The organism is Streptomyces sp. NPDC050658 (genome assembly GCF_044457025.1).
Classification (GTDB): domain Bacteria; phylum Actinomycetota; class Actinomycetes; order Streptomycetales; family Streptomycetaceae; genus Streptomyces.
This window is the reverse complement of record NZ_JBITGM010000001.1, coordinates 48,496-61,542: the sequence shown is the minus strand read 5'-3', so window position 1 is coordinate 61,542 and position 13,047 is coordinate 48,496. Positions and strand designations below refer to the sequence as shown.

Here is a 13,047-nt window from a genome sequence, read left to right as displayed (position 1 = left end):
GCTCCTCGGGCGCGGCTCTCCGCAGCCTGCCGAAAGCATTCCGTTTGGGTTTTCGGACCGTCAACAGGAAGACTGCTCCCGTGACGTCCCGTATCCCGCGCGACTCAAGGCTCCGACTCGTCCGTGCTCAGTCCCCGAGGGCCGAGAGGCGCGCGGGGGCGGATCGCGGCGCAATCCGCCCCCTGGCCGCCCCCGGCGCAGTGACCGGGGCCCGCTCACGCCGCCCCGCGCCCCGTCCCCCCGAGGGCACCCCCGCCCCCGCCGAGCTGGCTCGAATGGCTCGCTCCGGTCTCGCCGACGCCGTACGCGTCGCCCGCTGGGCCGACGCCGCGCTGCGGCCCGGAGCCGGTGGCGGAGAGCGCGACGGCAAAGGCACCCTCTCCACGGCCACCGCCGAACGGGCGGCGGCGGAACTGGCACTGACCGAGGATCAGGTCCGCGCCGACTGGGACACCGCACGCCTCGCGGGCCTCATCGAGGTGCACGGCGACAGCGCGCGCCCTGGCTGGCGCCTTCGCGCCTGGGACCGCGACGACGCCGCGGTGCTCCGCGGCTGGGTCGCCCTGTTCGACGCCTGGTCGCTCGCGCACGCCGCGTCCCGCGAACTGGCGCCGGCGGTCGTCGCCGAGACCGTCGAGGCCATGCCGCAGCTCCTCACCCTGCTGCAGCTCTCGGCGGGCCCCGTCCCCGTGCCGCAACTCCTCGACCTGCTCGACCAGCGCGTCACGGAACTGCGCACGGAGCGCTGCGAGATCCCGTACGGCCCGCAGCCCGAGCCGGTGGACCCGGCCGAGACACCGTCCCTGCCCACCCTCCTTGACTGGGCGCTGCGCGGTCTCGCCGCCGTCGGCGCGCTGACGTACTCGGCGGGGCAGGCCACGCTCACGCCGCTCGGCAGCTGGGCGGTCTGGGTCAAGCTGGAGCAGATCTGCGTCGCCGCCCAGAGCCCGGCGGGGAACATCGAGCAGGCCGCGGCCGACATGCTGCGGGGCTGCGCGCGCCTGCGCCCCAAAGCGGCCCGCGCCGAGTACCGCGCCTGGCTCGCCGCCCGCCCCGTCGGCAGCGCCGTCACCGAACTCCTGGACGCCGCCCGCGGCGAGGACGCCCTGCTGCGCGGCCTCGCCTTCGAGGCCCTGCGGGTGGTCGGCGCCCCGGCCGAGGCCGAGGTGCGGGCCGTCGTGGAGGAGGCGTCGCTGCGGCCGTACGCCCTCATCTGGCTCGCCGAGCAGGAGGGCGCCGACCCCGAGGACGTCCATCTGGTGCTGACCCGCGACGAGTCGACCTGGCTCTGGGTCGACACCGCCGCGGCCGTCGCCGACCACGGGGAGACCCACCTCCTGGTGCGTCACCTGGAGTCCGCGGTCCAGCCCACGGTGCCCGCGCTCCTGGACGAGGTCCGCCGCATCGGCCATCCCCGCACGGTGCAGGTCCTGGTCGCCCTCGCCGCCGCGCACCCCGACCCGGCGCTCGCGAAGGCCGTGCGCCGCGCCGCGTTCCAGGTGCACACAGGAGGGGTGTAGCGGCTCACCGGAAGGTGTTGCACTGCCCCATGTCGCCGGTGCGGTAGCCCTGGTAGAACCAGTCCTGCCGCTGCCGCGCGGAACCGTGCGTCCAGGTCTCGGGGGTGACCCGGCCCTGGAACCGCTCCTGGATGCGGTCGTCGCCGACCGCGGCCGCCGCGTCCAGGCCCTCGCGGATGTCGGCGTCGGTGAGGCTCGTGAACAGCGGCCGGCCGGTCTTGTCGTCCGGGGAGCGGGTCGCGTGCCGGGCCCACACGCCGGCGTAGCAGTCGGCCTGCAGCTCGACCTTCACCGCATTGCTGTTCTGTCCGGTACGCCCGTCCTGGGCGCGCCGCAGCGTCCCCATCAGGTTCTGTACGTGGTGGCCGTACTCGTGCGCCACCACGTACGCCTGCGCGAAGGGCCCGCCGCCGGAGCCGAACTTGGTCCGCAGCTCGTCGAAGAAGCCGAGGTCCAGATAGACCTTCTGGTCGCCGGGGCAGTAGAACGGGCCGACCGCCGAGGACGCCGCCCCGCACGCGGTGCCCACCCGGCCGGTGAACAGCACGGTCTGCGCGGGGGAGTAGCTCGCCCCGCGCAGCCGGAACTCCGGGCGCCAGTAGTCCTGCACGCTGTTGACCACCGCCACGATGCGGCAGTCCGCCTTGGTGTTCGCGTCCTGTCCGGTGTGGCAGCTCTGCTGCACCTGCGCGAGGGACGAGGAGGAGGCGGCGGGCTCCTCGTTCCCGGACGAGAGGCCCAGCTGGTCCGGGCCGACCCCGAAGAGCAGCCCGAGGACCAGCGCGATCAGTCCCGCGATGCCGCCGCCGACGGTCGCCCTGCCGCCGGGGATCCGGCTGCCCCGCACGTCCTGCACCTCGGACGTGTCCAGATCGGCGTCGTCGTCGAACTGCATGGGCGCACCACCCTCTGCCTCGCATCCGGGGCGGCGTCCGCTGCCCTGTGCCGAGATGTCGGCGCCTTCATCCTGATATGCCCCACTTCGCACGGCGTCGGACGGAGGTCCGAACGGGGGACGCTCGCCGAGTGGCGCACCGCACGGCCGCGGCGGCACGGGACGCCGCCGCTACGCTCTGCGCCTGTTCGCGCCCGTTCCACGGGCAGTGGTCGGGCAGTGGTACCGGAGGGGGCGGCATGCCCGTAGTGCCGAGCGCGGCGATCCCGGCGAGAGCGGCAGCGACCCGCCGCGGCGCCCGGCTCGCGCTCCCGCTGGCCCTCGCCCTGCTCGCCCTGCCCCTCGTCACCGCCGCCCACCACTCACGACCGGCTCCCTACGGAGACCACCTCACCGTCCACGCGCGCGTGGACGCCGGCAGCGGCGACCCCGGCCTGCGCACCACGGCGCGCACCGTCGAGGCGTACGACACCTCCACCGGCCGCGCCCGCTGGACCCACGGCCGCGAGGGACGCCGCCCGCTCGCGCTGCTCCCGGTTCCGGGGCACGCCATCGCGCTCTGGAGCGACGGCCTGGTCACCGACACCGTGCGCGCCGACGGCAGCGCCGTCCGCTGGCACCGCGCCATCCCCGGCAGCGCCGCCTGGCTGCGCGGCCCCGCCGCCCGGAACGCCGCCGGAGTCCTCCAGACGCTCGACCCCCGGGGCCGCATGATCGCGGTCGTCACCCCGCACCGCATCACCGCCTACCGCAGCGTCGACGGCGACCTGCGCTGGGTGCTGCCCGCCCGCCCCGGCTGCGCCTTCGAGCCCGCCCGCTCCGTACGCCTCGGCACGGCCCTCCTGGTGGCCCAGCCCTGCGGCGACGGCACGGCGCCGTGGACCGCCCAGCTGATCGCGGTGGACGACCTCGGCCGGATCGTGCCCCGCCGCCGCCCGCTGGGCAACGAACCGCCGGGGGCCGCCCCCGACGGCGTACGGAACCGGGCAGAAAAAGTGCTTGCACCGCCCCGGTAGAATTGGCCGCATGGCCATTCTCCTCGTGCATTAGACGGCGTGATCGCCTTCCCGAACCCTTCAGCCGTCCTTCCACCCTGCCCTGGAGTCTGACCGTGATCACCGCTTCCGGCATCGAGCTGCGCGCCGGCGCCCGCATCCTCATCGAGAACGCCACCTTCCGCATCGCCAAGGGCGACCGCATCGGCCTGGTGGGCCGCAACGGCGCGGGCAAGACCACGCTCACCAAGTGCCTGGCCGGCGAGGGCATGCCCGCCGGCGGCACCATCAGCCGCTCCGGAGAGGTCGGCTACCTCCCGCAGGACCCGCGCACGGGCGACCTGGACGTGCTCGCCCGCGACCGCATCCTCTCCGCCCGCGGCCTCGACGTACTCATCCGCAAGATGCGCGAGAACGAGGAGCGCATCGCCAGCGGCTCGGGCGCCACCCGCGAGAAGGCCCTGCGGAAGTACGAGCGCCAGGAGACCGAGTTCCTCACCAAGGGCGGGTACGCCGCCGAGGCCGAGGCCGCCACCATCGCCGCCGCGCTCAACCTGCCCGACCGCACGCTCGGCCAGCCGCTGCACACCCTCTCCGGTGGTCAGCGCCGCCGTATCGAGCTGGCCCGGATCCTCTTCTCGGACGCCGACACGCTGCTGCTCGACGAGCCGACCAACCACCTCGACGCCGACTCGATCGTCTGGCTGCGGGACTACCTGAAGACGTACCGCGGCGGCTTCATCGTGATCTCCCACGACGTCGACCTCGTCGAGACGGTCGTGAACAAGGTCTTCTACCTGGACGCCAACCGCTCCCAGATCGACGTCTACAACATGGGCTGGAAGCTCTACCAGCAGCAGCGCGAGGCGGACGAGAAGCGCCGCAAGCGCGAGCGGCAGAACGCCGAGAAGAAGGCCTCCCAGCTCCACTCGCAGGCCGACAAGATGCGGGCCAAGGCCACCAAGACCGTCGCCGCGCAGAACATGGCCAAGCGCGCCGACAAGCTCCTCGCGGGCCTGGAGGACGTGCGGCAGGCCGACAAGGTCGCCAAGCTGCGCTTCCCGGACCCCTCGCCGTGCGGCAAGACGCCGCTCATGGCCGAGGGCCTGTCGAAGTCGTACGGCTCGCTGGAGATCTTCACCGACGTCGACCTCGCCATCGACAAGGGCTCGCGCGTCGTGATCCTCGGCCTCAACGGCGCGGGCAAGACCACCCTGCTGAGGCTGCTCGGCGGCGCCGAGAAGCCCGACACCGGCCAGGTCATCGAGGGCCACGGCCTCAAGCTCGGCTACTACGCACAGGAGCACGAGACCCTCGACCCGGACCGCACGGTCCTGGAGAACATGCGCTCCGCCGCCCCGGACCTCGACCTCGTCCAGGTCCGCAAGACGCTCGGCTCGTTCCTCTTCTCCGGGGACGACGTCGACAAGCCGGCCGGTGTGCTCTCCGGCGGCGAGAAGACCCGCCTCGCGCTCGCGACGCTGGTCGTCTCCTCCGCCAACGTGCTGCTGCTCGACGAGCCCACCAACAACCTCGACCCGGCCAGCCGCGAGGAGATCCTCGGCGCCCTGCGCACCTACAAGGGAGCGGTCGTCCTCGTCACGCACGACGAGGGCGCGGTGGAGGCGCTCCAGCCGGAGCGGATCATCCTGCTCCCGGACGGCGTCGAGGACCTGTGGGGCCAGGACTACGCGGATCTGGTGGCCCTCGCCTGATCCCCTCGCCCCGGTGCGCGGGGTCCATTCCGGTTGATCGAATAAATGATCCACTGCGTATGGATCATTCGGCCGAGCCGTGATCCTTCATCTGTGTGAGGTCGCCTCGTACCGAGGTGTGCGATACACGGATTTCCCTTGTGCGGCGGGCGTGAACGTCGGTTCTCGCCCGCTACCGCGCTGACCTGGCCATTCTCCGCACAACCCATTCGGCGGTACGGAATTCGACGCGCGGAATCGTTAATTCCGGTCGTGGTGGCCGCTTCTGGAGCGGCAAACCTTGTCCCACGGACCTTGTCGAATGGGTGGCCAGGAAGCCCGAGAGGGGTGATCATGAGAAGTCCAGAGCGCACTTCCCATGAGGAGGCACGGGTGGCCGAGACTCTGAAGAAGGGCAGCCGGGTAACCGGCGCCGCGCGCGACAAGCTCGCGGCAGACCTGAAGAAGAAGTACGACGGCGGTGCGAGCATCCGGGCGTTGGCCGAGGAGACCGGCCGTTCGTACGGCTTTGTGCACCGCATGCTCAGCGAATCCGGAGTCACGCTGCGGGGACGCGGCGGGGCGACGCGAGGCAAGAAGGCCGCGGCCGGCTGACGGCGGCGGGCGGTACACCGGCTTCGACGGTGGCCACCTGGCCGATCGTTCCCCAGAGCCCTTAGGGGACCTGGGGGTGACCCCTGATCGGCCGGGTGGTTACTGTGCAGTCACTTACGGGCGCACGTGTGCGTCCGCACCGACCGCACACCACCATCGGAGGCCCCCATGGTTTCGCCCGGCAGTGAACTCGGCGGACCCGCACCGGTACTCGACAAAGACGGCGTACGCCTGACTGTCGACGAGGCCGTCGCCACGGTGACGCTGGCCAACCCGGCCAAGCGCAACGCCCAATCTCCCGCGCTGTGGAGGGCGTTGGCCGAGGCAGGCCGGATGCTGCCGGGCAGTGTCCGCGTCGTCGTGCTCCGTGGTGAGGGCAAGTCCTTCTCCGCGGGCCTCGACCGCCAGGCGTTCACGCCCGAGGGCTTCGACGGTGAGCCGTCCTTCATCGACCTCGCGCGCGGCGACGACGGCGTCCTCGACGCCACGATCGCCGAGTACCAGGAGGCGTTCACCTGGTGGCGGCGCAGCGACATCGTGTCCATCGCCGCCGTCCAGGGGCATGCCATCGGCGCGGGCTTCCAGCTCGCGCTCGCCTGTGACCTGCGGATCGCCGCGGACGACGTGCAGTTCGCCATGCGCGAGACCAGCCTCGGTCTCGTGCCCGACCTCACCGGCACGCACCCCCTCGTGGGTCTTGTCGGCTACGCCCGCGCGCTGGAGATCTGCGCCACCGGGCGGTTCGTCCACGCGCCCGAGGCCGAGCGCGTGGGCCTGGCCAACCTCGTCGTGCCCGCGGACCAGCTCGACGCGTCCGTCCGCGACCTGGCGGCCGCGCTGCTCGCCGCGCCGCGCGACGCGGTCATCGAGACCAAGGCGCTGCTGCAGGGCGTCTCGGGTCGTACGTACGAGGAGCAGCGCGTCGCCGAGCGTGCCGCGCAGGGGCGCAGGCTGCGGGACCTCGCGGGCCTGGGGGACTGAGACCGGCTACTCCACCGCGGTGACGACCACGGCCACCGAAGGGTGGTCCGGGAGCGCCCCGGTGACCGCCGTACGGACCGCGAGTGCCACGTCCAGGGCGCGGCGCCCGCGGTCCGTCGCCAACTCCACGCGTACGTGCCGGCGCGGCAGGGCCGCCTCCGCCGCGGGTGAATCCTCGATGTGCACCGCGCGGCCGAGGCCGCCGAGCGCGCCGGTCAGTCTGCGGACGCCGGGCACGCCCAAGGCGGTTGCGGCCGCTTGGGCGTCGTCGCCGTTTCCGGAGGGGGGCTTGGGCTCAGCAGGGGGCTGGTCCTCGTCCTGGGCGCCGGCCTCGGTGGTCTCGGGAGCCGCGCCCTCGTCCAGCAGGGACGTCACGTCGAGGTCCACCTGCTCGACCGTCAGGCCGAGCCGGTCCTCCGCCGCCGCGAACAGTGCCTCGCGCAGTCGCTGCGCCACCTCGGGGAGCGGCTCCGACGCCACGGCCGCGAACTCCGCCGTGATCCGCAGCGGGCCCGGCGGCAGCGCGCTCGGCGGTGGCGGCACGGCGGCGGCGTCCACGGTCGCGGGGTCGGCCAGGGACACCCGCAGGGTGCCGAGCCGTACACCGCTCACCTCGCCCGCCGCGCGGCGCAGCACCGTGCCCGCCGCCGATTCCGTCAGCCAGGCACCGTCGCCCGGTCCGCCCAGGGGCAACACGCGCCCCAGGCCGAGCTGTCGTCGTACTGCCTCGGTCCACCCGTCACCGGTCATTGCCCCAGCCTGCCGCATCCCTGGCGCGCGACGGAGCAACCGCACTTAGTGTGGGCGAAGGAGTACATCCGCGGATCCCCTTTCGAAAGGGATGGATACGGCGATGACCGACACCGGAGAGCGACAGCGGCCCCAGGAAACCCTGGAGAAGGAGTCCACCGGCGGGGCGCCGGGACGGACCGGACCGACCAGGCGGGGCGGCGGCGATCCCGCGACCAGGGGGCGCACCACCATCTCGGACGGGGTCGTCGAGAAGATCGCCGGGCTCGCGGCCCGCGATGTCGTCGGCGTCCACGCGATGGGCGGCGGCCTCGCCAGGACCTTCGGTGCCGTCCGCGACCGGGTGCCCGGCGGCTCCAAGTCCGTCTCGCGCGGCGTGAAGGCCGAGGTCGGCGAGGTACAGACGGCGCTCGACCTGGAGATCGTCGTCGACTACGGCGTCTCGATCGCCGATGTCGCCCACGCCGTACGGGAGAACGTCATCTCGGCGGTCGAGCGCATGACCGGCCTCGAGGTCGTCGAGGTCAACATCGCGGTCAGCGACGTGAAGCTGCCGGACGAGGAAGACGATGAGCCGCAAGGCCGCCTCCAGTGAAGCGCACCCCGCCTTCAGTGACGCAGTCGCCTTGCTAAGGAGCGCGCGATGAGCATGGCCGTGATCGGCATGGTGGCCGGAATGGCACTCGGCTTCGCCGGGTACTTCGGCGGGTTCGGGGCGTTTTTGCTGGTGGCGGCGTTGGGCGCCATAGGTTTCGTCGCCGGCCGGTTCCTTGAGGGCGACCTCGAACCGGGCGACTTCTTCCGTACCCGTGGCGACGACCGGCGGCGGTGAGCCGTGGCGGCACAGGTCGCTCCCGCATACCGCGGCGCCACCAGGATCGCCGACCGGGTCGTCGCGAAGATCGCCGCGCGGGCGGCCCGTGAGGCGCTGGCGGAGATCCCCGTCGACGGGGCGCCGCCGCACGCCACGGTCACCGTGTACCACCAGGAGTCCGCGCGCGTCCGGATCAGCCTGGAGCTGGACTATCCCTGCGACATCGGCGCGCAGTGCGGTGCCGTGCGTCGCCGAGTGGCCGAGCGGGTAAAGGCGTTGGCGGGGATGGAAGTGCCCGAGGTCGCCGTCCAGGTCGAGCGGCTGCACTCGGCACAGGTGCGGGCCGCGGCGCAGGGGAGGACGCGATGAGCGAGACGCAGGGGCCTCAGGGCGCGGACGGAACGGGATCGTCGCCCGTCATCGAGCGGGCCGGAGACGAACCCGACCAGGCGCACCAGTCCGCCTCCGCGGCGTCCTACGATCCGCCGCCCACGCTGGCCGACGACACCGAGGCGACCCGCTTCTGGTCGGCCCGGCGCGTCCCGGCCGCCGTCCTCGCGCTGCTCGTCCTCGGCGGTGCGGGGCTTCTGCTGTACGACATCGCCGCCGTGCGGGCCGGGCACTCCGCCATGGCGTGGCGGCGCGACCTCGCCGGTGAGCTGGCCGAGCGGCCGCTGGACGGTACGCCGGTCCTTGTGGGCGCCGGGGTGGCGGTGGCCGCCGGGCTGTGGCTGATCGTGCTCGCCGTGACGCCCGGTCTGCGGGCCGTGCTCGCGATGCGGCGCGGGGACGCCGATGTGCGGGCCGGTCTCGATCGCGGGGCGGCGGCGATGGTGCTGCGGGACCGGGCCATGGACGTGTCCGGCGTGCAGTCGGTGCGGGTCCGGATGACGCGGTCCCGGGTGGATGTGCACGCGGTCTCGCACTTCCGCGAACTCGACGACGTACGCGGGGACTTGGACACCACGCTGACCGACGGCATCCGGGACCTGGGCCTCGGCCGGGGGCCCGCGCTCACGGTCCGGGTGGCACGGCCGGGCAGAAAGGGCTGAGCGAGCGATGCTGAAGACGGTCAACCGGGTGCTGCTCGGGCTGCTCGGCCTGGTCCTGCTGGTGCTCGGCGGCGCGGTGCTCGCCGTCGGGCTCGGGGCGGATCCGCCCTCGTGGTGGGTGCACGACGGCCGGCACGACGTGCTCCTGAGCGATGCGGACCGGGCGCGATGGCGGGACGACGGCTGGTTCTGGCCCACGGTCATCGGCGTACTCGCGGTGTGCGTACTGCTCGCCCTGTGGTCGCTGTCCGCGCAGTTGCGGCGGCGGAGGCTGGCGGAGGTCCTCGTGGAGACGGGCGACGGAGAGGGCGCTCTGCTGCGGGGCCGGGCCCTGGAGAACGTCCTCTCCGGTGAGGCGGAGGCGCTGGAGGGCGTGCACCGGGCCGCGGTCTCCCTGACGGGCCGCCGCAACGCCCCCGAGGCGCGGGTGTCCCTCCTCCTCGAACCGCACGCGACCCCGGGCGAGGCCCTCCACCGCCTCTCCACGGAGGCGCTGGCCCACGCACGGGACTCGGCGGGTCTGGCCCGCCTGCCGGCGAGGGTGCGCCTGCGCGCGGTGAAGCACCGGGCTGAGCGGGTGAGCTGAAGGAGCGGGTGAGCTGAAGGACTGTCTCCCCGCCGCTTGGTCGGTCAGCCGCTCACCCGAGCCGGTCGCCTAGAACCCCCGCCGGGCCCCGCCGTCCACCGGCAGCATGATGCCCGTCAGGTACGAAGCCGCCGGAGAGAGCAGGAACGCCGCCGTGCGGCCGAACTCCTCCGGGGTGCCGTAGCGGCGCATCGGGATGCGGGACTCGTGACCCGCCCGCGTCGCCTCCGGGTCGGCCGAGAGACCGTCCAGTTCGCGTACCCGGTCCGTGTCGATGCGGGCCGGCAGCAGTCCCACGACCCGGATGCCGCGCCGCCCCACCTCGTCCGCCAGCGACTTGGCGAACCCGGCGAGGCCCGGCCGCAGACCGTTCGAGATCGTCAGGCCCGGAATCGGCTCGTGGACGGAGGCCGAGAGGACGAAGCCGATCACGCCCCCCTCGCCGAGCTCGGCCGCCGCGGTCCGCGCCAGCCGAACGGCCCCGAGGAACACGGACTCGAACGCCGACTCCCACTGCTCGTCGGTGTTGTCGGCGACGAAGCCCGGTGCGGGCCCTCCGACGCTGATCAGCACACCGTCGAAGCCCCCGAACCGCTCCCGCGCGGTCTCGATCAGCCGGCCGGCGACCGCCGGATCACCGTTGTCCGCCGCGATCCCCGCGGCGTTCGGGCCGAGCTCGGCAGCCGCCGCGGCGACCGTCTTCTCGTCCCGCCCGGTGATGAGTACCTTCGCGCCGTCCGCGATCAGCTCCCGCGCGGCGGCGTTGCCGAGCCCACGGGTGGCGCCGGTGACGACGTAGACGCGGTCCTTCAGTCCAAGATCCATGGGCCCTATCCTGCCGCGTACCTGCCGGGGAACGCGAGGCCCGATGACGCGAGGCCTACACCGCCGCGGGCGCGGCCTCCGGCGCGGACTCCGCCGCCGCGGCCGCCGCACGGTCCCGCCGCTCCCTGCGGACCAGGATCACCCAGCCGATGGGGACGCCCGAGCAGAACAGCCACCACTGCACCGCGTACGCCATGTGCGGACCGATGTCGCCGTGCTCGGGCTCACCGATGATCTGCGGGGAGCCGGACGCGGGCTCGGGCGAGGTCAGTTCGATGTAGCCGCCGAGAACCTGCTTGCCGAGGGCGTGTGCCTGCTGACCGCTGCTGATCAGCATGATCTGCCGGTCGGGCAGCCCCTGGACGTCCTTGATGCCGCTCTTCGCCGACGTCTCGTCGGTCATCAGCCGGCCGGTGACGGTGATCTCGCCCTTGGGCGGGGCGGGCACCTTCGGGAACTCGGTCTGCGGCCCGTTCGCCGGGATCCAGCCCCGGTTGACGAGCAGCACCTTGCCGTCGTCGAGGACGAACGGGGTCAGGACGTGGAAGCCGATCTCGTCGTCGGAGTTGGTGCGGCGCCGCACGACGACCTCGTGCTCGGTGTCGTACGTCCCCTTCGCGGTCACCCGACGGTAGCGCTCGTCGTGCGACACGGAGTGACCGGGCGACGTCAGCCGCTCGGCGGGCACCGGCTTCGCGTCGAGCGCCTTGGCGATCAGCGCGTTCTGCGCGACGCGGTGCTCATGGCGGTGCAGCTGCCAGAAGCCCAGCTCGATCATCGTGGGGATGAGGGCGAGGGCGACGAGGGTGAGGATCACCCACTGCCGGGACAACAGGAAGCGGTACACCCCACGACGGTACAACTCGGTCGTGGGGTGCCCGGGAGTGGGGTGCTCACAAGGCCCGCGTCACACCCTGTCGACGATGCCCACCTGCCCCTCCGCGCGCGAGCAGTGCGCACCGCAGTACCACTGCCCGTCGGCCTCCACGCCCTGGCCGATGATCCGGCACCGGCAGTGCTCACAGATGGGCGCCATGCGGTGAATGGCGCAGGAGAAGCAGTCGAAGACGTGCACTGCCCCTTGGGCATGAACCTCGAAGGACATGCCGTAGTCGTTTCCGCATACCTCGCAACGTGCCATGCGCCACAGGGTGGGACGCCCGGCGTCCGCATGCGAGCGGGCAGGCGGGGAGTGGACGGATAATCACCCGTCTGACACCCGGCCACGGGCTCCGGCGCCCGCCCGCCGGTCAGCCCTGCGCCGCCGGAGCGACGTCCTGGAGCAGCTGGCCGAAGGCGGCCTCGTCGACGACGGGGGTGCCGAACGACCGGGCCTTGACCGTCTTGGACGTACCCGAATCGGGGTCGTTCGTGACGAGCAGGCTGGTCAGCCGGGACACGCTCGTCGCGATGTGCAGCCCCGCCTCCACCGCGCGGTCCTCGAGCAGCTCGCGCTCGACGGAGGTGTCTCCGGAGAAGGCGACGCGCATGCCCTGCTGGAGCGGCCGACCCGGTTCGTACCGCCCCGGGTTGGGGTACGGGCACGCCGGGCGCTTGCGGGAGGGGCGCCAACTGCCGGGGCCGTACGAGGAGTACGACGAAGGGCCCGTCGACTGGCGGACGATCCGGCCGCCCCCCTCGGTCCACTCGGTGAGCGGCCGGCACTCCAGGAGCGGCAGCCGCACCCCGCCGTCGGCCGCGGCGCGCAGGCTCGGCCGGAACGCCTCGGCGAGCACGCGCGCGTCGTCGAGCGCGTTGTGCGCGTTGCGCTGCTCGACCCCGAAGTGCGCGGCGAGGGACTCCAGCTTGTGGTTGGGCAGCGGGAGGCGCAGCTCCTTGGAGAGCGCGATGGTGCACAGGCGCTGGCGCACAGGGGCGGTGCGCTCCGCCCGTGCGTACTCCCTGGCGATCATCGACCAGTCGAAGACCGCGTTGTGCGCGACCAGGACGCGGTCGGCGAGGCGCGCGGCGAACTCGTCGGCGATGTCCTTGAAGAGCGGCGCGTCGGCCAGCATCGCGCTGGTGAGGCCGTGGATCCAGACGGGTCCGGGGTCACGCTCGGGGTTGACCAGGGTGTACCAGTGGTCCTCCACCTCGCCCTGGGCGTCCACCCGGTAGACGGCAGCCGACACTATGCGGTCGTCGCGGGCCAGCCCTGTGGTCTCCACGTCGACGACCGCGTATCCCGTTGGATACGCGGCCGGCCACCGGGCTGCGGACGCTGCGGTCGTCTGGTCTTCGAGCATGGTCCATGAGGATACGGGCCACGACTGACAGTCAGGTCCCCGGTCCGACGACGGTCATGTCCCCGGTCCGACGA

Annotated in this window: 16 protein-coding genes; 10 read left to right on the top strand and 6 right to left on the bottom strand. The window is 72.9% G+C overall.

Annotation, left to right across the window (positions count from 1 at the left end; genetic code table 11):
• The first annotated feature begins 80 nt into the window (after positions 1 to 80).
• Positions 81 to 1,520: a hypothetical protein gene (locus ACIBKX_RS00325; RefSeq protein ID WP_363275338.1), complete on the top strand. Its 1,440-nt coding sequence runs from the start codon at positions 81 to 83 to the stop codon at positions 1,518 to 1,520.
• 4 nt (positions 1,521 to 1,524) lie between these two features.
• Here the strand turns inward: ACIBKX_RS00325 and ACIBKX_RS00320 are convergent, their stop codons facing one another.
• Positions 1,525 to 2,415, bottom strand: coding sequence for a neutral zinc metallopeptidase (locus ACIBKX_RS00320; RefSeq protein ID WP_363275337.1), 891 nt, complete (start codon positions 2,413 to 2,415; stop codon positions 1,525 to 1,527).
• Between the two features lie 239 nt (positions 2,416 to 2,654).
• On the opposite strand from ACIBKX_RS00320, the gene ACIBKX_RS00315 reads away from it, so the two are divergent.
• From ACIBKX_RS00315 to ACIBKX_RS00300, 4 genes are all read left to right on the top strand, one after another.
• Positions 2,655 to 3,431, top strand: coding sequence for a hypothetical protein (locus tag ACIBKX_RS00315; RefSeq protein ID WP_363275336.1), 777 nt, complete (start codon positions 2,655 to 2,657; stop codon positions 3,429 to 3,431).
• A 95-nt stretch (positions 3,432 to 3,526) separates the two neighbouring features.
• The gene (locus tag ACIBKX_RS00310) at positions 3,527 to 5,125 is read left to right on the top strand and encodes an ABC-F family ATP-binding cassette domain-containing protein (RefSeq protein WP_363275335.1); all 1,599 of its coding nucleotides are present in this window, start codon (positions 3,527 to 3,529) and stop codon (positions 5,123 to 5,125) included.
• A 372-nt stretch (positions 5,126 to 5,497) separates the two neighbouring features.
• A complete protein-coding gene (locus tag ACIBKX_RS00305; protein ID WP_055550175.1) occupies positions 5,498 to 5,719 on the top strand; it encodes a helix-turn-helix domain-containing protein in 222 nt (73 codons plus the stop codon).
• A gap of 168 nt (positions 5,720 to 5,887) precedes the next feature.
• Positions 5,888 to 6,700: an enoyl-CoA hydratase/isomerase family protein gene (locus ACIBKX_RS00300; RefSeq protein WP_363275334.1), complete on the top strand. Its 813-nt coding sequence runs from the start codon at positions 5,888 to 5,890 to the stop codon at positions 6,698 to 6,700.
• A gap of 6 nt (positions 6,701 to 6,706) precedes the next feature.
• Here ACIBKX_RS00300 and ACIBKX_RS00295 read toward each other — a convergent pair whose 3' ends face one another.
• Positions 6,707 to 7,450, bottom strand: coding sequence for a nucleopolyhedrovirus P10 family protein (locus ACIBKX_RS00295; RefSeq protein ID WP_363275333.1), 744 nt, complete (start codon positions 7,448 to 7,450; stop codon positions 6,707 to 6,709).
• A gap of 103 nt (positions 7,451 to 7,553) precedes the next feature.
• On the opposite strand from ACIBKX_RS00295, the gene ACIBKX_RS00290 reads away from it, so the two are divergent.
• Genes ACIBKX_RS00290 through amaP form a run of 5 tightly spaced genes read left to right on the top strand, consistent with a single transcriptional unit; the run spans position 7,554 to position 9,902 of the window.
• A complete protein-coding gene (locus ACIBKX_RS00290; RefSeq protein ID WP_363275331.1) occupies positions 7,554 to 8,045 on the top strand; it encodes an Asp23/Gls24 family envelope stress response protein in 492 nt (163 codons plus the stop codon).
• 48 nt (positions 8,046 to 8,093) lie between these two features.
• On the top strand, positions 8,094 to 8,282 hold the full coding sequence (locus tag ACIBKX_RS00285; protein ID WP_363275329.1) for a hypothetical protein: 189 nt from the start codon (positions 8,094 to 8,096) through the stop codon (positions 8,280 to 8,282).
• Between the two features lie 3 nt (positions 8,283 to 8,285).
• Positions 8,286 to 8,633 (top strand): hypothetical protein, encoded by a 348-nt coding sequence (locus ACIBKX_RS00280; protein ID WP_363275328.1) that lies wholly within the window; start codon positions 8,286 to 8,288, stop codon positions 8,631 to 8,633.
• The gene (locus ACIBKX_RS00275; RefSeq protein WP_363275327.1) at positions 8,630 to 9,316 is read left to right on the top strand and encodes a DUF6286 domain-containing protein; all 687 of its coding nucleotides are present in this window, start codon (positions 8,630 to 8,632) and stop codon (positions 9,314 to 9,316) included. The genes ACIBKX_RS00280 and ACIBKX_RS00275 overlap by 4 nt, the downstream gene beginning before the upstream one ends.
• 7 nt (positions 9,317 to 9,323) lie before the next feature.
• Positions 9,324 to 9,902, top strand: a complete 579-nt coding sequence (amaP, locus tag ACIBKX_RS00270; protein WP_363275326.1) for an alkaline shock response membrane anchor protein AmaP — start codon at positions 9,324 to 9,326, stop codon at positions 9,900 to 9,902.
• A gap of 69 nt (positions 9,903 to 9,971) precedes the next feature.
• Here the strand turns inward: amaP and ACIBKX_RS00265 are convergent, their stop codons facing one another.
• From ACIBKX_RS00265 to ACIBKX_RS00250, 4 genes are all read right to left on the bottom strand, one after another.
• Complete coding sequence (locus ACIBKX_RS00265; protein WP_363275325.1) at positions 9,972 to 10,727, bottom strand: SDR family oxidoreductase; 756 nt, start codon at positions 10,725 to 10,727, stop codon at positions 9,972 to 9,974.
• A 55-nt stretch (positions 10,728 to 10,782) separates the two neighbouring features.
• On the bottom strand, positions 10,783 to 11,574 hold the full coding sequence (locus tag ACIBKX_RS00260) for an SURF1 family protein (RefSeq protein ID WP_363275324.1): 792 nt from the start codon (positions 11,572 to 11,574) through the stop codon (positions 10,783 to 10,785).
• Between the two features lie 60 nt (positions 11,575 to 11,634).
• Entirely contained in the window at positions 11,635 to 11,868 is a 234-nt protein-coding gene (locus ACIBKX_RS00255; RefSeq protein ID WP_135331724.1) for a hypothetical protein, read from the bottom strand.
• A gap of 109 nt (positions 11,869 to 11,977) precedes the next feature.
• The gene (locus ACIBKX_RS00250) at positions 11,978 to 12,973 is read right to left on the bottom strand and encodes a DEDDh family exonuclease (RefSeq protein WP_363275323.1); all 996 of its coding nucleotides are present in this window, start codon (positions 12,971 to 12,973) and stop codon (positions 11,978 to 11,980) included.
• Between the last annotated feature and the right edge of the window lie 74 nt (positions 12,974 to 13,047).

Coding starts and splice junctions, on each gene's coding strand:
- ACIBKX_RS00320 (WP_363275337.1), bottom strand. CDS start 2,415: ATGCAGTTCGACGACGACGCCGATCTGGACACGTCCGAGGTGCAGGAC.
- ACIBKX_RS00315 (WP_363275336.1), top strand. CDS start 2,655: ATGCCCGTAGTGCCGAGCGCGGCGATCCCGGCGAGAGCGGCAGCGACC.
- ACIBKX_RS00300 (WP_363275334.1), top strand. CDS start 5,888: ATGGTTTCGCCCGGCAGTGAACTCGGCGGACCCGCACCGGTACTCGAC.
- ACIBKX_RS00295 (WP_363275333.1), bottom strand. CDS start 7,450: ATGACCGGTGACGGGTGGACCGAGGCAGTACGACGACAGCTCGGCCTG.
- ACIBKX_RS00290 (WP_363275331.1), top strand. CDS start 7,554: ATGACCGACACCGGAGAGCGACAGCGGCCCCAGGAAACCCTGGAGAAG.
- ACIBKX_RS00285 (WP_363275329.1), top strand. CDS start 8,094: ATGAGCATGGCCGTGATCGGCATGGTGGCCGGAATGGCACTCGGCTTC.
- ACIBKX_RS00275 (WP_363275327.1), top strand. CDS start 8,630: ATGAGCGAGACGCAGGGGCCTCAGGGCGCGGACGGAACGGGATCGTCG.
- amaP (WP_363275326.1), top strand. CDS start 9,324: ATGCTGAAGACGGTCAACCGGGTGCTGCTCGGGCTGCTCGGCCTGGTC.
- ACIBKX_RS00265 (WP_363275325.1), bottom strand. CDS start 10,727: ATGGATCTTGGACTGAAGGACCGCGTCTACGTCGTCACCGGCGCCACC.
- ACIBKX_RS00255 (WP_135331724.1), bottom strand. CDS start 11,868: ATGGCACGTTGCGAGGTATGCGGAAACGACTACGGCATGTCCTTCGAG.
- ACIBKX_RS00250 (WP_363275323.1), bottom strand. CDS start 12,973: ATGCTCGAAGACCAGACGACCGCAGCGTCCGCAGCCCGGTGGCCGGCC.